This is a genomic window from Micromonospora sp. NPDC049107 (assembly GCF_040648595.1).
Classification (GTDB): Bacteria; Actinomycetota; Actinomycetes; order Mycobacteriales; family Micromonosporaceae; genus Micromonospora.
Map to the genome: position 1 here is coordinate 542 of NZ_JBEZEC010000019.1, position 16,612 is coordinate 17,153.

Here is a 16,612-nt window from a genome sequence, read left to right on the forward strand (position 1 = left end):
CGGGAGGGCCGGGGACCGGGAGGGCCGGGGACCGGGAGGGCCGGGGACCGGGAGGGCCGGGGACCGGGAGGGCCGGGGACCGGGAGGGCCGGGGACCGGGAGGGCCGGGGACGGTTGAGGGGCTGGGAGGATGTGGATACGGGAACGCCCGTCGGCGTGGGCCGACGGGCGTTGGGTGGAGAAGCTCCCCCGATTGGACTCGAACCAATAACCTGCCGGTTAACAGCCGGCTGCTCTGCCAATTGAGCTACAGGGGATCGTGCACCGCTTGGTGACCGGATCTCGCCGGCACCGTGCGACGGGGACAAGAGTACAGGACATCCCCGGGTGGTGGTCCAGTGGGTTCCACCCGCAGCACACCCACAGCACACCCGCAGCCCGCCCGTAACCCACCATGATCCAGATTCGCAGGTCAGGGCTGGGAGGGCGTTCACAATCAGGGCAAATCGCCATCCGGGCACAAGCAGGCTTGAGCGGAGAGCAGGATGGGTAGTTAGCTGCGGACAGAGGACGCAGGCGCGAATTGGTCGCGTCCGGCGGGGCGACCCGACGGGGCGACGGCGCGTCAGGTACGGAAGGAGCCGCCATGCGCGGAAAGATCATGTTTCTTGGCGGGCTGGCTGCGGGATTCGTCCTGGGCGCCCGTGCCGGCCGGGAGAAGTACGAAGAGCTCGTGGTCCGGGGCCGCAAGGTGCTCGACCACCCGACCGTCCAGGAGGCGGCCGGGGTCGCGCAGGCCCAGGCCAACCGGCTCTACAGCGAGGGCAAGGACAAGCTCGGCCAGACCAAGCTGGGCGAGAAGCTGGGCAACGGCAGCACCGGCAAGCAGGAGCTGACCGCCGCCGACGACGCGTTCGCTGGCACGCCCGCCACCGTGGGCGCCAAGGCGGGCAGCAGCCCGGTCGGCACGACCTCCGGGTCGCCGTCGGCCACCACCCCCCGCACCAAGCCGTCCGGCTCGGGCACCAACGCAAGCACGCTCTGACCCACCCGTACGTCGACGGGCCGGCCGCCGCGAGGCGACCGGCCCGTGGTCTGTCCAGACCGTGCTCCGGCCGACCAGCCACCGGGCGACTGAGCCATCCGGCCGCCGGACCACCTAGCCACCCGCTAACCGAGCCACCTAGCTGCCCCGCCACCAGACCACCTAGCCGCCGGCACCGGGGCACCGGGGCACCGGGCCACCAGGCCACCAGGCCACCAGGCCACCAGGCCACCAGGCCACCAGGCCAGACGAACCCGGCCCGGCCCGGCGGTGGTCGTCGGGCCGGGCGGTGGCTCGTCAGTCCTTGCTGCTGAACGCGGCGTCGAAGGCGGCGCTCGGCGCGTCGAAGGCGAGCCGGCGGACGAACTGCAGCGCCTCGGGGGCACCGACCAGGCGGTCCATGCCGGCGTCCTCCCACTCGACCGAGATCGGGCCGTCGTAGCCGATCGCGTTCAACGCCCGGAAGCAGTCCTCCCAGGGCACGTCGCCGTGGCCGGTGGAGACGAAGTCCCAGCCGCGGCGCAGGTCGGCCCAGGGCAGGTGCGAGGCGAGCCGGCCGCGACGGCCGTCGCCGGTACGCACCTTCGCGTCCTTGCAGTCGACGTGGTAGATGCGGTCGGCGAAGTCGAAGATGAAGTTCACCGGGTCCAGCTCCTGCCAGACGAAGTGCGACGGGTCCCAGTTGAGCCCGAACGCGGGCCGGTTGCCGATCGCCTCAAGCGTCCGCTTCGTCGTCCAGTAGTCGTACGCGATCTCGCTGGGGTGCACCTCGTGCGCGAACCGCACGCCCACCTCGTCGAAGACGTCGAGGATCGGGTTCCACCGGTCGGCGAAGTCCTGGTAGCCGCGCTCGATCATCGCCGGCGGCACCGGCGGGAACATCGCGAGGGTGTGCCAGATGGACGAGCCGGTGAAGCCGACGACGGTGTTCACACCGAGCTTCGCCGCCGCCCGCGCGGTGTCCTTGATCTCCTCGGCGGCCCGCTGGCGTACGCCCTCGGGCTCCCCGTCACCCCAGATGCGGCCGGGCAGGATGTCCTGGTGCCGCTCGTCGATCGGGTGGTCGCAGACCGCCTGACCGACCAGGTGGTTGGAGATCGTGAAGACCTGGAGGTTGTGCTTGGCCAGGGTCTCCTTCTTGCGCTCGATGTACGAGTCGTCGGCGAGCGCCTTGTCGACCTCGAAGTGGTCGCCCCAGCAGGCGATCTCCAGACCGTCGTAGCCCCACTCGGAGGCGAGCCGGCAGACCTCTTCGAACGGCAGGTCGGCCCACTGGCCGGTGAAGAGCGTGATGGGTCGCGCCATTGTCCTTCTCCCCTGATGTGATGGGGATTCCGTTGTGCGGACCGGGGCGAGGGTGACCGGTCAGATCGGTACGTGGCATCGGGGCGGAACGCCGGTGGGTGCCGAGCGCACCTGAACCCGGCGGGTTGCGCCTCCCACCGGGCCACCGGCAACCGTCACGGTCGCCGCCCCCACCCTATTTCCGCCGGGCGCATCGCGAAAGCCCCGGATCGTCACCCGGCCATTTCTTCGGGGGCCGGCAGGACCGCCCGGACGGTGAAGCCACCGCCCGGGTTCGGGCCGGCGCTCAGGGTGCCGCCGACCCGCTCGACCCGGCGGCGTACCGCGACCAGGCCGCCACCGACCCGCGCCGGGCTGCGCACCGCTGGCGCGCCGTCGTCGCGTACCTCGATGGTGATGCCCTCGTCGTCGTAGCGCAGGCGGACCGCGACGGCCGCGCCCGGCGCGTGCCGGCACGCGTTGGTCAGGGCCTCTTCGATGACCCGGTACGCCGCCACGTCCACCGGCTCGGGCAGTGGCCGGGGCGCCCCGGCCAGGCTCCAGCGCACGGGCTGGCCTGCGGCGAAGCCCTCCACCAGGGCATCGAGGCGGTTCAGGCTGGGCGCCGGCCCGGTCAGCGGGTCGGGCTCGTCGGCCGGGCGCAGCGCGTTGTGCAGCCGGCGTCCCTGCGCCTGGACCATCCGGCGCCATCGCGCGTAACGCCCCATGCCGGTCAAGGTACGGCAGCCGACTGGCAGTCGATCCGCGGCATCGGTCCGACGCGCGGGACGCCGTCGGCGCGGCGGCGGTGAGGTACCGCCGCGCCGGCGGCGTCATCGGGTGGTACGCCGGGGCCGCCGGTCATGTCCGACGGCCCCAGCGGGCTCGGTGGGTCAGGGCAGGGTCCACTTCTGGTTGGCCGCGCCGTTGCAGGTCCAGAGGTGGACGACGGTGCTGTCGGCGGAGTTGTTGCCGGACACGTCGAGGCACTTGCTCGAGGACGTGTTGCGCAGGCTGCCGTCGGACTGGGCCGCCCAGTTCTGCGCGCCGCTGCCGTTGCAGGTCCAGAGCTGGATCTTGGTGCCGTCGGCGGTGCCACCGCCGGAGACGTCGAGGCACTTGCCGAGCGCCTTGATGGTCGAGTTCGGCGTCACGGTCCAGGTCTGCGCCGTACTGCCGTTGCAGGTGTAGATCTGGATCTGGGTACCGTCGGCGGTGGCGCCGCTGCGGACGTCCAGGCACTTGCCGGCGAGCCCCTTGACCGGCCCGACGCCGGAACCGCCGCCGGTGCCCTTGACGAGGGTGAAGTCGTCCACGTCGAAGAGGCCGGTGCCGCTGCCGTTGAACGTGAGGTACAGGTTCTGGGCGCCGGACGGGACGTTCGACAGCGTCGTGGTGACGTTGGCGTACGTGCTCCAGCTACCGGTGTTCGGCACCGTGACCGTGCCCAGCAGCGGCCCGGTGGCCGAGCCGGTACGGACTCCGATGGTGCCGCCCGTGCCACCCGAGACGACCCGGGAGGTGAACGAGGTGACGCCGGTCAGGTCCACGCCGTTGTACGCGGCCCAGTCGCCCGGTTCGATGTAGCCGAGCGTCTGCCCGCCGTTGGCGCCGGCCTTGGTGAACGCGCTGACGCCGTTGGCCGAGCTGAACGCCTCCGCCTGGACCGTGGTGTTGCCGGTCGGCGGGTTGCTGCCGCCCAGCTCCTTGATCCGGATGTTGCGGAAGTAGGCGTCGTCGCCCGTACCGTGGTTCTGGATGCCGATGTGGCCGGCCAGCGACCGTACCGGATCGGTGTTGGTGAAGTCGTTGATCTTCACTCCGTTGAGGAAGACCTGCAACCGCTCCCCCTCGACCAGCAGCTCGTAGGTGTTCCACTCCCCCGGCGCGTTCAGCGCCGCGTCCCGGGCGGCGATGTCGGCGGCCTTGTACGTGTAGACCGCGCCGGTGGTGCGGTCGACCGCGTCGGTGGCGTCGATCTGGACCTCGTAGCCGTTGTCGATCGCCGACTGCGGGCTACTCGACGGCGGGAAGCCGATGAAGATGCCGGAGTTGTCGTCGCCGGCCAGCTTCCAGTCCAGCTTCAGCGAGTAGTTGGTGAACTGCTTCGCGCTGTACCAGTACAGGCCCATGCCGCCGACCGAGGTGAGGGTGGCGTCGGAGTTGGTGAAGTTGCCCGGCCCGGCCTGCGACCAGCCGGTGGTGGAGCCGTTGTAGAGCGGGGTGTAGCCGGTCTCGGGCCGGCAGTCGGCCTTGCTCCGGCCGGCCGCGTACCGGATGCCGCCGAGCAGGTGGTTGCGGAACGCCGGCTCGGCGTACGACGCCTGGGTGTGCCCGCTTCCGGTGTAGAAGGAGCGGCCCCCGCTGTAGCTCTTGCACCAGGAGTGCGGGTGATCGGCGCCCATCCCGCCGCCGGAGTACGACGACTCGTCCAGCGTGGCGAGCACGTGCGCGGTGGACCGGGCGTTGGTGCGGTAGTTGTACCACTCGTCGGTGCGGGTCCAGGTCTGCGGCAGGTGCCCGGTCGCGGCGTGCCCCCGGTCCTCCACCTTGACGTTGGCCTGTTGGATGGCCGGGTGCGAGGCGAACCACGCGCCGACCAGGTTGCCGTAGAACGGCCAGTCGTACTCGGTGTCGGCGGCGGCGTGCACACCCACGTACCCGCGGCCCGAGCCGATGTACGACTCGAAGGCGGTCTGCTGGGTGGCGTTGAGCACGTCGCCGGTGGTGTTGAGAAAGACGACCGCCTCGTACTGGGCGAGGTTGCTGGTGGTGAACGCGGCGGCGTCCTCGGTGGCGGTGACCGTGAAGTTGTTGGCCGCGCCCAGGTCACGGATGGTCTGGATGCCGACCGGGATCGCGTCGTGCCGGAAGCCGGCGGTCTTGGAGAAGACCAGCACGTCGTACGGGGCGTCGGCGGCGCTGGCCGGGGTGGCCGGGGTGGTGCAGGCGATGACGGCGAGGACGGCGGCGCTCAGGCCGACCGCGGATCGCAGGAGTCTGCGCATGTCGCTCTCCTAAAACCTGTTAGGAGGGGCCCCTTGTACAACACTAGGCGGTAACAAGGGGCCCTTCCTTTCAACTCAGGGCAGGGTCCACTTTTGGTTCGCGGCGGCGGTGCAGGTCCAGAGGTTCACCACGGTGCTGTCCGCGGAGCTGCTTCCGGAGACGTTCAGGCACTTGCCGGACGCCACGTTGCGCAGCGTGCCGTCGGCCTGCGCGGCCCAGTTCTGCGCCCCGGTGCCGTTGCAGGTGTAGAGCTGGATCTTGGTGCCGTCGGCGGTTCCGGCACCGGAGACGTCGAGACACTTGCCCAACGACTTGATGGTGGAGTTCGGCGTGACCGCCCAGGTCTGGGCCGCGCTGCCGTTGCAGGTGTAGATCTGGATCTGCGTGCCGTCGGCGGTGGCGGCGCTGCGTACGTCCAGGCACTTGCCGCCCAGGCCCGTGATCGGGCCGGTCCCACCGGTCGGGGCCGAGCCGGTGACGAAGGTGAACGCGTCCAGGTCGTAGAGCGCGCCGGTGCCCGTACCCGCGAAGGTCAGGTAGAGCGTGGTGGTGCCGGTCGGCGGGTTGGTGATCGCCCCCGTGACGGTGGTGAACGTCTCCCAGCCGCCGGTCACCGGTACGGTCGCGGAGCCGAGGACCGTGCCGGTGGCCGAGCCGGCCCGCACCTGGAGGGTGCCGCCGCTGCCCGCCGAGGAGACCCGGGCGGTGAACGAGGTGACGTTGCCGAGCCGGTACGGCTGGAACGCGATCCAGTCGCCGTTGTTGATGTCACCGACGGTCTTGCCGCCCTCGGCCGGGGTCTTGCTGAACACGTTGATCCCGGAGGAGCTGCCGAAGAACTCGGCCTGGCGGTGCCGCGGCGGCAGGGTGTGCTGGGTGTGCGTGGTCAGGCCACCGGCGTCGGTGTACTCGGCGTCGAAGATGGCGAAGATGTTCGCCGCGTCGTCGTGCTCGCCGTCGACCGGGATGGTGATCGAGCCGGAGCAGCCGTTCTTCGAGGTGATCTGGTGCCCGTGCTGGTCGTGACCGAGCACATAGGTCATCTTGACCTTGGTGCAGTCGATCGTGCCGTCCTCGGGGTCGGTCACCGTGATGCTGTACGGCACGGTGTCACCGAAGCTGAAAAGCTGCCCGTTGCCGGGGTTGTTGATGGTCACCGTGGGCGCGGTGTTGCCGACGTTGATCTGCACGCTGGCGCTGCCGGTGGCGCCCTGCGGGTCCCGTACGGTCAGCGTCGCCGTGTACGTGCCGTTGGTGCTGTAGGTCTTCGTCGGGTTCGCCGCCGTGGAGGTGGTGCCGTCGCCGAAGCTCCACGAGTAGGTGAGCGTCCCGCCCTCGGGGTCGGACGAGCCGGCCGAGGAGAACGTCACGGCCAGCGGGGCAGCGCCGGACGTCTTGTTGGCGCTCGCCGCGGCGCTGGGCGCGCGGTTGCCACCGGCGACGTAGTCGAAGCGGTACAGCGCCGAGTTGGCGTCACCGTTGAAGTAGCCGGTGCCGTAGTCGAGCACGTAGTACGAGCCATCCGGGCCGAAGGCCGAGTCCATCACCTGCTTGCCGACCCACGGGAACGTGTCGATGGTGCCCCGGGAGCCGTCGGAGTTGACGTGGATGGGCTTGATCCAGCCGCGGCCGAACTCGGTGGCGAAGAACTGCCCGTCGAAGGACTGCGGGAACTTCGTGGTGGAGGTCGACGAGGCGTTGTACCGGTAGACCGGGCCGCCCATCGGCGACTCGGAGCCGCCGCCGAACTCGGTCGGGGTGCCGGCGTCACCGGCGTACCGGATCCAGGCCGGCTGGGCCGGCGGCAGGGTGGTCAGGCCGGTGTTGCGGAACGAGTTGTTGGTCGGCCCGCCGGTGCAGTTGTACTTCGCGCCGCTGGCGTTGGTGGCGAAGTCCCACTCGTTGTACGTCTCGGTGCTGGTGTTGGTGCCGGTGCAGTACGGCCAGCCGTAGTTGCCCGGAGCCGCGACCCGGTTGAACTCCACCTGGCCGGACGGGCCACGGGTGGAGCTGGTGGAGCCCGCGTCCGGCCCGTAGTCGCCGACGTAGACGACCCCGGTTCCCTTGTCGACGCTGATCCGGAACGGGTTGCGGAACCCCATCGCGTAGATCTCCGGCCGCGTCTTGGCGGTGCCGGGCGCGAACAGGTTGCCCGACGGGATGGAGTAGGTCCCGTTGGTGTTCACCTTGATCCGCAGGATCTTGCCCCGCAGGTCGTTGGTGTTGCCGGCGCTGCGCTGCGCGTCGTACGCCGGGTTGCGGTTGGTCCGCTCGTCCAGCGGCGAGTAGCCGGCGGACTCGAACGGGTTGGTGTCGTCGCCGGTGGACAGGTAGAGGTTGCCGGCGGCGTCGAAGTCGATGTCACCACCGACGTGGCAGCACAGGCCGCGATCGGCCGGTACGTCGAGGACGTCGACCTTGCTGGCCTGGTTGACGGTGAAGTCGCTGTTGAGGGTGAACCGGGAGAGGCGGTTCACTCCCTGCCAGGCCGAGAAGTCGGTGCCGGTCGCCGGGGCGTCGCCGGCGGGGGTGGACAGCGGCGGCGCGTAGTAGAGGAAGATCTGCCGGTTGCTGGCGAAGTTCGGGTCGACGCCGACGCCCTGTAGGCCCTCCTCGTCGTGGTTGTAGACCGACAGGGTGCCGATCACCGAGGTGGTGCCGTTCGCGTCGGTGCGGCGCAGGGTGCCGTTGCGGGCGGTGTGCAGGACCGAACGGTCCGGCAGGACGGCCAGCGACATCGGCTCGCCCATGTCGGTTACGCCGCGGGCGAGTTCGACCTGCTGGAAGTCGCTGGCGTTGATGGTGTGCGCCTGGGCCGGTGTCGCGCTGGCCGTGAGGGTGACCGTGCCGGCCGCGGCCACGAGGAGCAGGGCCGATCCGGCGGAGAACCATCGTCGGGACCGTTGGTTGGGTCTGTCCTTCATGGACATCTGTGCTGTCCCTTCCTGACGAGAGGCCAGGGCGGGGCGCGCGCCGTCGCGCCGGATGCCGTAGCGGGTGGTGGGGTCGATGGGTTACCGCGCCGCCGGTTCACCTCGACGAAACATTGTCGTGTTGGCCCCGACACTAAGTCGCAAGTGTCGATGTGTCCATACCTTCCGGTGAACCGGCATGAACTTTCGTCGATTTGATCGAAAGTCGGCCGGTCAGGCGCGGCGGTCGATGGCCTGCGCGGCCAACGCGACAAGCGCGGCCCGGGCCTCCTCGTTCACCGCCGCGCTCCGCAACGCGGTCAGCGCGGCCTCGGTGCGGACGCGGATCATCTGCTCGATCCGGTCCCGCGCGCCGGTGGCCTGGATGATCTCGCGCAGCTCCGCCGCGCCGTCGGCGTCCAGCGTGGGGTTGCCGAACAGCTCCTTCAGCCGCGCGGTCTGCGACCGGTCCGCAGAGCTGCGGGCCAGCGCCATCATCACCGTCGGCTTGCCCTCGCGCAGGTCGTCCAGGATCGACTTGCCGGTGACCGCCGGATCACCGAAGACGCCCAACACGTCGTCGCGGAGCTGGAACGCGTCCCCCAACGGGTCGCCGAACTCGCCGAGAGCGGCGATCAGCTCCGGTCCCCCACCGGCGAGCGCCGCGCCGATCTGCAACGGCCGGGTGACCGTGTACCGGGCCGCCTTCATCCGTATCACGGTGAGCGCGCTGGCGACCGAGCCGTCGCCCACGCCGGACACCAGGTCCAGGTACTCCCCCGCGATCACCTCGGTACGCATCAGCGCGAACACCGCGTACCCCCGGTGCACCTGCTCGGTCCCGAGCCCACACTCGTGGAACATCTGATCCGACCAGGCCGCGCAGAGGTCGCCGCAGAGCAGGGCGGTGTTGCGCCCGTACGCCTCCGGGTCGCCGCGCCACGACGACCGGGCGTGCAGGTCGGCGAAGAGCCGGTGCACCGACGGCTCACCCCGGCGGCGGTCGCTGCCGTCCAGGATGTCGTCGTGGATCAGCGCGAACGCGTGGAACAGCTCCAACGCCGCCGCGGCCACCACGATCGGGGTGGCGTCGGCCGCCCCGGCGCCGCGCCAGCCCCAGTAGCAGAACAGGGGGCGCAGCCGCTTCCCCCCGGCCAGCACGAACCGTTGCAGCGCGGTGAACACCCCCCGGGGCGCGCCGTCGGGCCAGTCCGGCCCCTGCCGGTCGAGGAAGGCGGCCAGCTCCGCGTCGAAGCGCGCCCGCAGACCGCTGGTGTCGGTGGGCGCGACGGTGACGGTCACGTCCGATCTCCCGGACCCTGCGCACCAGCGGCGCTTAACCCGGCCAGCTCCAGTAACAAGCCCTTGACCTCGGTGGCGGCGATCCGGTCCCGGGCCGCGGACGCGTCGGAGCAGAGCAGCACCGGGGCGTCCGCCGGGTCGGTGGGAAGCCGCCCGTGCGAGCCGCGGATCGCCCGCGCGCCGGCGTCCAGGCCGACGGCGCTCATCAGGTAGCGCATGCCGAGCTTCTTGCGGGCCAGCGCCACGCCGGCGCGGGCCTTGGCGGCACCGGGATTGGCCGGGTCGAAGAACAGCTCGGCGGGGTCGTACCCGGGCTTGCGGTGGATCTCGACCAGCCGGGCGAAATCGGGCGCGTTGGCGTCGTCGAGCCAGTAGTAGTAGGTGAACCAGGAGTCCGGCTCGGCCACCAGCACCAGTTCCCCGGCGCGCGGGTGGTCCAGCCCGTGCGCGGCCTTGCCGTCGGCGTCGAGCACCTCGGCCACCCCGGGCAGTCCGGCGCAGAGCTTCGCCACCGCCGGCACGTCGGCCGGGTCCTTGACGTAGACGTGCGCGATCTGGTGGTCGGCGACGGCGAACGCCTTCGACGTCCAGGGGTCGAGGTACTCCATACCGGCCTGGGTGTGCACCCGCAGCAAACCCTCACTGCGCAGCAGCCGGTTGACGTCGACCGGCCGGGACACGTCGGTGATGCCGTACTCCGACAGCACCACGACGGTGGCGTCCCGGGCGCGGGCGGCGTCCAGCAGCGGCCCGAGAACGGCGTCCAGCTCGGCCGCCGCCGTGGCGGCCTGCGGCGACGAGGGGCCGTACCGTTGCAGGTCGTAGTCCAGGTGGGGCACGTAGACCAGGGTCAGATCGGGTGACACGTCGGCCAGGATCTGCTCGGCCGCCTGGCAGATCCACTTCGACGACGGCAGCGCGGCCGTCGGCCCCCAGTAGGTGAACAGCGGGAAGGTGCCGAGCCGCCCGGTCAGCGCGTCGTGCAGCTCCGGCGGGTCGGTGTAGCAGTCCGGCTCCTTGCGGCCGTCGGCGTAGTAGACCGGGCGGGGCGTGACGGTCCAGTTCACGTCGGCGCCCATGGCGTACCACCAGCAGACGTTTGCGACGGTGTAGCCCGGCTCGGCCCGGCGGGCCGCGTGCCAGAGCTTGTCCCCACCGACCAGCGCGTTGTGCTGCCGCCACAGCAGCACCTCGCCCAGCTCCCGGAAGTACCACCCGTTGCCGACGATGCCGTGCCCGCTGGGCTGCTCGCCGGTGAGGAACGTGGACTGCACCGAGCAGGTCACCGCCGGCAGTACCGTGCCCAGCTCGGCCCGGAAGCCACCGTCGGCGACGCCGCGCAGTCGGGGCATGTGCTTCAGCAGTCGCGGGGTCAACCCCACCACGTCGAGGACCACCAGTCGCCGGCTCATCGCGTCACCTCCATGCTCACGGTTCGGTCTGCGGTCAGCCCGAGGCCGACCAGTTCGTCGCGGGCGAAGGCCAACTCGGCGGCGATGCCGGCGGCCAGCTCCGCGTCGGTGCCGGGCCGCCGTGCGGCCGGCAGGACACCCCAGGTGTACGTCTCGACGTCGAGGTGGTCGCAGCCGGCGACCGGCCCCTCGAAGAGCGCTCTCAGGGCCGCGCGGAGAACCGGCAGGGTCGAGCCGAGCGGTTCCTCGGGCGGGGCGTGCAGGGGCACGTGGTAGTGCACCCGCCACGGGCCGGGAAGCTCCCGGTCCAGGGCCTCGTCGAGATCGTCTGCGGCGTACGCCTCGTCGGCCGGGTCGGCCACGCCCGCGCAGCCGGCGCTGCGGGTCTGGTGCAGGAAGCGCGGCTCCACCCAGCGGCGCAGCGCGTCGGCCCCACCGGCCGGGTCAGCCGCCTCGACGGCGGCGGAGACCTGCACCTTCACCACGGGCAGTCCGGCCGCCCGCAGCCGGTCCAGCGCCGCCGCCGGCTCCTCCCACGCGCAGGCCAGGTGCGCGAGATCGAGGCAGACCCCCATCCGGTCGGTGTCCATGCCGGACAGCAGCGCGGCGGCCTGCCCGGTGCTCTCCACCACGCAACCGGGCTCCGGCTCGAACGCCACCCGCACCTCACGGCCGGTGTCCCGCTGCACGTCGGCCAGGCCGGCCGCGAGCGCATCGAGCCGCCGCCGGGCGGCGTCGGCCAGGTCGGTGCTCCACGGCCGCCGCCAGGCCAACGGCAGGGTGGAGATCGAGCCCCGGGCCGCGTCGTCGGGCAGCAGGTCGGCGAGCACCCGGGCCAGATCCAGGGTGTACGTCAGTCGTTGCTCGGTGGTCCAGTCCGGGTGGTACACGTCCTGCTTCACGACGGGGGCCTGGAAGGCCGCGTACGGGAAGCCGTTGAGGGTGACCACCTCCAGACCGCGCGCGTCCAGTTCGGCGCGGAGCCGGCGGCGCGGCGCCGGGTCGGCGGCCAGTTCGGCGGCGACCGGGGCGGCCAGCCACAGGCCGAGCCCGAGCAGGTCGCTGCCGAGCGCCTGACGCACCGGCACGGCGTAGGTGTCCAGTTGGGCGAGGATGCCGGCCAGGTCCTCGGCGGGGTGCACGTTGGTGCAGTAGCCGAGGTGGACCGTCTCGCCGCCGGAATGTCGCAGCCGCATCAGCTACCACCGCGCAGGATCGAGTTGCCGGTCTGCGGGTCCACGGCGGCGGGCGCCTCCACGTCGCCGAGGTCGAGCCGACCCGACTGCCCGTAGAACTCCACCGGGTTGCGCCACAGCACCTTGTCGACGTCGTCGTCGCTGAAGCCGGCCGCACGCATCGCCTCGCCGGTGGCCCGGGTCAGCAGCGGATCGGATCGTCCCCAGTCGGCGGCCGAGTTGACCAGCATCCGCTCGGTGCCGTACTCACGCAGCAACTCGACCATCCGCGACGGGGTCATCTTGGTGTCCGGGTAGATGGAGAAGCCCAGCCAGCAGCCGCTGTCCTTGACGAGCTTGACGGTCACCTCGTTGAGGTGGTCGACCACCACGCGACCCGCGTCGATGCCGGACTCGGCGACCACGGCGAGGGTGCGTTCGCAGCCCCGGGCCTTGTCCCGGTGCGGGGTGTGCACCAGCGCCGGCAGGTCGTACGCCACGGCGAGGGCGAGTTGCGCGGCGAACGCCTCGTCCTCCTCGGGGGTCATCGAGTCGTACCCGATCTCGCCGACCGCCACGACCGCGTCCTTGTCCAGGTAGCGGGGCAACAGGTCGAGCACCGGGCGGCAGCGCGGGTCGTTGGCCTCCTTCGGGTTGAGCGCGATGGTGGCGAAGTGGCGCACCCCGAACTGCCCGGCCCGGAACGGCTCCCAGCCGATCAGCGAGTCGAAGTAGTCGACGAACGACGCGGCGCTGGTGCGCGGCTGGCCCAGCCAGAACGCCGGCTCGACCACCGCGAGGACGCCAGCGCCGGCCATCCGTTCGTAGTCGTCGGTGGTGCGCGAGGTCATGTGGATGTGCGGGTCGAAGATGCGCATGTCACGCCTCCCGGGGCAGTGCGGCGGTGAGCCGGTGGAGCAGGTCGGTGGCGTCGGCGGGCAGGTCCCGGCCGGCGGCGTGCCGTTCGGCGGCGAGCGCGGCGAGCATTGCGGCCAGCTCGCCGTCGGCCCGGCCGTCCAGGTCGGCCACCGCGACGAGGGGCACTCCGCTGAACACGCACTTGAGCACCGCCTGCCGCCAGGCGGCCGCGTCGAGGTGCCGGGCGTACGGGCCGAGCGCGGCGGCGACCAGCCGGGTGTCGTTGGTCCGGATCGCGTCGTGCAGCAGCGGCACCGCCTCGGCGCCGATCGGCAGCAGCGGCAGAGCCCGCAGCACGGCCCGCCGTTCGGCGGCGTCGCCGTGCCGGTAGAGGCTCTCGGCGTACGCGGCGTGCTCGCCGGGCAGGCTGGTGAGCAGCAGCACCCGGGCCGCGTCGTCGGCGGTCCAGCCGGGTGCGTCCGGCAGCGCGGCCCGACCGCAGCGCCGGCCGGCGGCCGGAAACAGCCGGGCGATCGCGGTGGGCTCGGCCGCGACCCGGCGCAGCGCCGTGTCCAGCCAGTCGGGATCGGGTACGCCCCGCAGCGCGGCCCGCAGTGAATCCGGTGTCATTCCGTCTCCTCCCCTTGCTGCTACGCCGGCACCCCAGGTGTGCCTGTGGGCACCTCGTCTCCCGTACGGCCGGCCGGTGCGGCGGCGCGTAGGAACTCGATCGACCGGGCGGCCACGGCGGGTGCGGCGTGCGAGTCGCGGGGTAGCTCCACCGCGACCAGGCCGCGGTAGCCGGCAGCGGCCAGGGCGGCCAGCACCGGCGGGAAGTCGATCTCGCCGGCGCCGAACTCCAGGTGCTCGTGCACGCCCCGGCGCATGTCGTCGATCTGCACGTTGACCAGGTGCTCGGCGACCTCGGCGACGCACTGCGGCACCGGCTGAGGCTCCAGGCAGCGGCAGTGGCCGATGTCGAGGGTGATGCCGAGGCGGGCCGGGGCGCCGAGCGCCGCGTGCAGACGACGCCAGTCGGCGATGTCCTGCACCAGCATCCCCGGTTCCGGTTCGAAGCCGAGGGTCACGCCCGCGCTGTCGGCGGCGTCGACCACGGTGGCGCAGCCGGACACGAGCCGGTCCCAGGCGCACTGCGGCGACACCGCCTCCGGCCGTACGCCGGCCCAGAACGAGACGGCCTCCGCGCCCAGGTCGGCGCCGATCCGTACCGCCCGGCGCAGGAACTCGATCCGCCGGGTGGGGTCGTCGTGCAGCAGCGTCGGGGCGTGCTTGTGCCACGGGTCCAACAGGTAGCGGGCCCCGGTCTCGATCACCACTGCGAGACCCAGCTCGGACAGCCGGCGGCCCACCGCGGCGATCCGGCGGGTGAGGCCGGGCGCGAACGGGTCCAGATGATCGTGGTCCAGGGTGAGCGCCACCCCCTCGTAGCCGAGATCGGCGATGACGGCGAGCGCGTCGTCGAGCCGGTGGTTGGCGAAGCCGTTCGTGCCGTACCCGAGGCGCACCGTCGTCGCGTCGGCCCGGACCGCATCGGCCTGCGCGATGTCCGGCTGGGCGGTGTCGAGCCGGGCCCGGCGCGACTGGGGCACGGTCATGTCGGGGAGACCTTCCGGGCCAGCCGGCGGCCCAGTGGCGCGGCCGCCGCGACGGCCAGCCCGAGCAGGCCCGCGCCGCCACGGGCGGTGAGCGCTCCCTGGAGGGCGGGCAGGCCGGTGATCCCGGCGCCCACCGCCGCGCGGACCTTCCCGGCCGACGGATCCCGGACCACCTGCACCTGGGCCGCGCCGTAGCGGGCGGCGTACCACCCGGCCAGCACGGCGGGCAGCGCGGCGGCGATCCCAGCGCGCCGGGGTACGGCGACGGCGGCGCTCGCGGCGACCACGGCGGTGCCGGCCAGGGTACGCATCGGCAGGGCGGCGTCCGCGCCGCTGACCTCGCGACGGGACAGCGCGGTGACCGTCCAGGTGTGCGCCGCCACGGTGGCCGCCGAGGGCAGCGCCCGCGCCAGCCGGCCGCCGGATGCGCCCAGCAGCACGTCCAGCCCTCGGCAGGCGGCCATCACGGCGGGGCCGGCGGCGGTGTTCTTGGCCAGCAGGTCGTACCCCCAGATGCTGGCGGCCAGCGGCACCGCGAGCGCGGCGGCGCGGCGACCGCCCACGGCGGCGGCCAGGCCCACGCCGGCGGCGGTGAGGCCGGCGGCGAGACCCAGCGCGGCGTTCGGGGTGACCCGGCCGCTGGGGATCGGCCGCTCGGGGCGTTCGACGGCGTCGAGCCGCCGGTCGGACCAGTCGTTGGCGGCCATGCCGGCCCAGTAGAGCAGCACCGACGCGCCCGCCAGGGCGGGAGTACGTGGGCTCAGCGCACCGGCCGCCGCCGCGCCGGCCACGACGTCCCCGGGGACCGAGAGCGCGGCCGGCGCGCGGACCAGCTCGGCCAGGTCAGCCAGCGTGGTCATGGCCACCGTCCGGGCCGGCGTGCAGTCGCTGGGCGAAGCCGGTCAGCCGGGCCCACTGCTCGGCCAGCGAGTGGGTCGGCGTGCCGAGCGGGTCCTTGAAGAAGAAGCCGAGGTCGGCCAGCGGCCCGACGTGCCCGGCGGCGTGCGCGGCGGCGGTGAGGCGGGCCAGGTCGAGCACCAGCGGCGCGGCCAGCGCCGAGTCGCAGCCGTGCCAGGTGAACTCCATCCGCATGCCGGTGCCGAGGAAGCCGGCGAACGTGATCAGATCCCAGGCGGTCTTGAAGTCGCCCAGCTCCTCGACGTACTCGATGCGGGTGTTGCCCTGCGGCACGTAGCCGAGCGTCTCGCCGAGCACGCGTTGCTTGCTCTGCACCTTGGCCGCGTTGGCGGCCGGGTCGGCGAGGGTGGCGCCGTCGCCGCCGCCGAGCAGGTTCATCCCCGACCAGGAGCGGACGGCGAGGTTGCGCATCGCGAACATCGGCGCGAGTACCGACTTGACCAGGGTCTCGCCGGTCTTGCCGTCGTGCCCGGCGTACGGCAGCCGGCGCTCCTGCGCCAGCGCGGCCAGCGCCGGCAGCCGCAGGCCGGTGGACGGCGTGAAGTCGACGTAGGGGCAGCCGGCCAGCAGCGCCGCGTACGCGTACAGCGAGCTGGGCGGGAGCACCTCGTCGGGACCGTCGAGGGCGGCGCGCAACGCGGCCGGGTCGGCGTGCCCGGGGTGCGGTCGGGGCACGGCCTCGGTGGCGGAGACGTTGACCACGACCACCCGGTCCAGCTCGTGGCGCTCCCGGAAGCTGGTCAGGTCGCGGACCACGGCCGCGGCCCGGTCGGCCTGGGTGTCGCCGACCGGCGCGGGGCGCAACTCCTGCTCGACCACGCCCAACTCGTCGCGGAGCGCGGCGACCAGCCGCCCGGGAATGACACCGGCGTCGGCGAGCGCTTCGGCGCGCTTGCACAGCGGGGTGGTGGCCACGTCGTGCCCGCCGAAGACCAGGTCCGCGAAGGACGGCAGGGCGGGACCGCGCAGGTCGGGCAGCTCGGTCACACAGCCGGTGGGCCCGGCCAGGCCGGCTCGCAGCGCGAGCCCCCCGACGATGCTGGTGGTCGCGACGGAACCGCGCGCCCCTACCAGCCAGACACCTGTTCGCATGGTGCTCCTTCCCCATTTCCGAGGAACCGTCGGTACCGCTAAATATAGG

At 72.4% G+C, this 16,612-nt stretch carries 13 protein-coding genes and 1 tRNA gene; 1 reads left to right on the top strand and 13 read right to left on the bottom strand.

Annotated elements, in window-relative coordinates; genetic code table 11:
* Window positions 1-184 precede the first annotated feature (184 nt).
* Window positions 185-257, bottom strand: a tRNA-Asn gene (locus AB0B55_RS31710).
* Between the two features lie 329 nt (window positions 258-586).
* Between AB0B55_RS31710 and AB0B55_RS31715 the strand changes: the two genes are divergently transcribed.
* Window positions 587-985, top strand: coding sequence for a hypothetical protein (locus AB0B55_RS31715; RefSeq protein WP_355051320.1), 399 nt, complete (start codon window positions 587-589; stop codon window positions 983-985).
* A gap of 297 nt (window positions 986-1,282) precedes the next feature.
* Here AB0B55_RS31715 and AB0B55_RS31720 read toward each other — a convergent pair whose 3' ends face one another.
* The 12 genes from AB0B55_RS31720 to AB0B55_RS31775 form a co-directional block, all read right to left on the bottom strand.
* Window positions 1,283-2,290, bottom strand: coding sequence for a sugar phosphate isomerase/epimerase family protein (locus AB0B55_RS31720; RefSeq protein WP_355051319.1), 1,008 nt, complete (start codon window positions 2,288-2,290; stop codon window positions 1,283-1,285).
* A 212-nt stretch (window positions 2,291-2,502) separates the two neighbouring features.
* Window positions 2,503-2,997 carry an ATP-binding protein gene (locus AB0B55_RS31725; protein ID WP_357133363.1) on the bottom strand — a complete coding sequence of 165 codons (495 nt, stop codon included), beginning with the start codon at window positions 2,995-2,997 and terminating at the stop codon, window positions 2,503-2,505.
* 165 nt (window positions 2,998-3,162) lie between these two features.
* Window positions 3,163-5,277: a ThuA domain-containing protein gene (locus AB0B55_RS31730; protein WP_357175781.1), complete on the bottom strand. Its 2,115-nt coding sequence runs from the start codon at window positions 5,275-5,277 to the stop codon at window positions 3,163-3,165.
* A 75-nt stretch (window positions 5,278-5,352) separates the two neighbouring features.
* Entirely contained in the window at window positions 5,353-8,208 is a 2,856-nt protein-coding gene (locus tag AB0B55_RS31735) for a PQQ-dependent sugar dehydrogenase (protein ID WP_357175784.1), read from the bottom strand.
* A 216-nt stretch (window positions 8,209-8,424) separates the two neighbouring features.
* Window positions 8,425-9,492 carry a polyprenyl synthetase family protein gene (locus AB0B55_RS31740; RefSeq protein ID WP_357133357.1) on the bottom strand — a complete coding sequence of 356 codons (1,068 nt, stop codon included), beginning with the start codon at window positions 9,490-9,492 and terminating at the stop codon, window positions 8,425-8,427.
* Entirely contained in the window at window positions 9,489-10,904 is a 1,416-nt protein-coding gene (locus AB0B55_RS31745; protein WP_357133355.1) for a nucleotide pyrophosphatase/phosphodiesterase family protein, read from the bottom strand. The genes AB0B55_RS31740 and AB0B55_RS31745 overlap by 4 nt, the downstream gene beginning before the upstream one ends.
* Complete coding sequence (gene eboE / locus AB0B55_RS31750; RefSeq protein ID WP_357175787.1) at window positions 10,901-12,100, bottom strand: metabolite traffic protein EboE; 1,200 nt, start codon at window positions 12,098-12,100, stop codon at window positions 10,901-10,903. The genes AB0B55_RS31745 and eboE overlap by 4 nt, the downstream gene beginning before the upstream one ends.
* A complete protein-coding gene (locus tag AB0B55_RS31755) occupies window positions 12,100-12,957 on the bottom strand; it encodes a TatD family hydrolase (protein ID WP_357133351.1) in 858 nt (285 codons plus the stop codon). Before AB0B55_RS31755 ends, eboE begins: the two co-directional genes overlap by 1 nt.
* Window position 12,958: 1 nt before the next feature.
* Window positions 12,959-13,567: an EboA domain-containing protein gene (locus AB0B55_RS31760; RefSeq protein ID WP_357133349.1), complete on the bottom strand. Its 609-nt coding sequence runs from the start codon at window positions 13,565-13,567 to the stop codon at window positions 12,959-12,961.
* Between the two features lie 20 nt (window positions 13,568-13,587).
* Window positions 13,588-14,553 carry a sugar phosphate isomerase/epimerase family protein gene (locus AB0B55_RS31765; RefSeq protein WP_357175789.1) on the bottom strand — a complete coding sequence of 322 codons (966 nt, stop codon included), beginning with the start codon at window positions 14,551-14,553 and terminating at the stop codon, window positions 13,588-13,590.
* Window positions 14,550-15,413 carry an SCO3242 family prenyltransferase gene (locus AB0B55_RS31770; RefSeq protein ID WP_357175791.1) on the bottom strand — a complete coding sequence of 288 codons (864 nt, stop codon included), beginning with the start codon at window positions 15,411-15,413 and terminating at the stop codon, window positions 14,550-14,552. Before AB0B55_RS31770 ends, AB0B55_RS31765 begins: the two co-directional genes overlap by 4 nt.
* Window positions 15,397-16,563, bottom strand: a complete 1,167-nt coding sequence (locus tag AB0B55_RS31775) for an inositol-3-phosphate synthase (protein WP_357133343.1) — start codon at window positions 16,561-16,563, stop codon at window positions 15,397-15,399. Before AB0B55_RS31775 ends, AB0B55_RS31770 begins: the two co-directional genes overlap by 17 nt.
* Between the last annotated feature and the right edge of the window lie 49 nt (window positions 16,564-16,612).

Coding starts and splice junctions, on each gene's coding strand:
- AB0B55_RS31715 (WP_355051320.1), top strand. CDS start 587: ATGCGCGGAAAGATCATGTTTCTTGGCGGGCTGGCTGCGGGATTCGTC.
- AB0B55_RS31720 (WP_355051319.1), bottom strand. CDS start 2,290: ATGGCGCGACCCATCACGCTCTTCACCGGCCAGTGGGCCGACCTGCCG.
- AB0B55_RS31725 (WP_357133363.1), bottom strand. CDS start 2,997: ATGGGGCGTTACGCGCGATGGCGCCGGATGGTCCAGGCGCAGGGACGC.
- AB0B55_RS31730 (WP_357175781.1), bottom strand. CDS start 5,277: ATGCGCAGACTCCTGCGATCCGCGGTCGGCCTGAGCGCCGCCGTCCTC.
- AB0B55_RS31735 (WP_357175784.1), bottom strand. CDS start 8,208: ATGTCCATGAAGGACAGACCCAACCAACGGTCCCGACGATGGTTCTCC.
- AB0B55_RS31745 (WP_357133355.1), bottom strand. CDS start 10,904: ATGAGCCGGCGACTGGTGGTCCTCGACGTGGTGGGGTTGACCCCGCGA.
- eboE (WP_357175787.1), bottom strand. CDS start 12,100: ATGCGGCTGCGACATTCCGGCGGCGAGACGGTCCACCTCGGCTACTGC.
- AB0B55_RS31755 (WP_357133351.1), bottom strand. CDS start 12,957: ATGCGCATCTTCGACCCGCACATCCACATGACCTCGCGCACCACCGAC.
- AB0B55_RS31760 (WP_357133349.1), bottom strand. CDS start 13,567: ATGACACCGGATTCACTGCGGGCCGCGCTGCGGGGCGTACCCGATCCC.
- AB0B55_RS31765 (WP_357175789.1), bottom strand. CDS start 14,553: ATGACCGTGCCCCAGTCGCGCCGGGCCCGGCTCGACACCGCCCAGCCG.
- AB0B55_RS31770 (WP_357175791.1), bottom strand. CDS start 15,413: ATGACCACGCTGGCTGACCTGGCCGAGCTGGTCCGCGCGCCGGCCGCG.
- AB0B55_RS31775 (WP_357133343.1), bottom strand. CDS start 16,563: ATGCGAACAGGTGTCTGGCTGGTAGGGGCGCGCGGTTCCGTCGCGACC.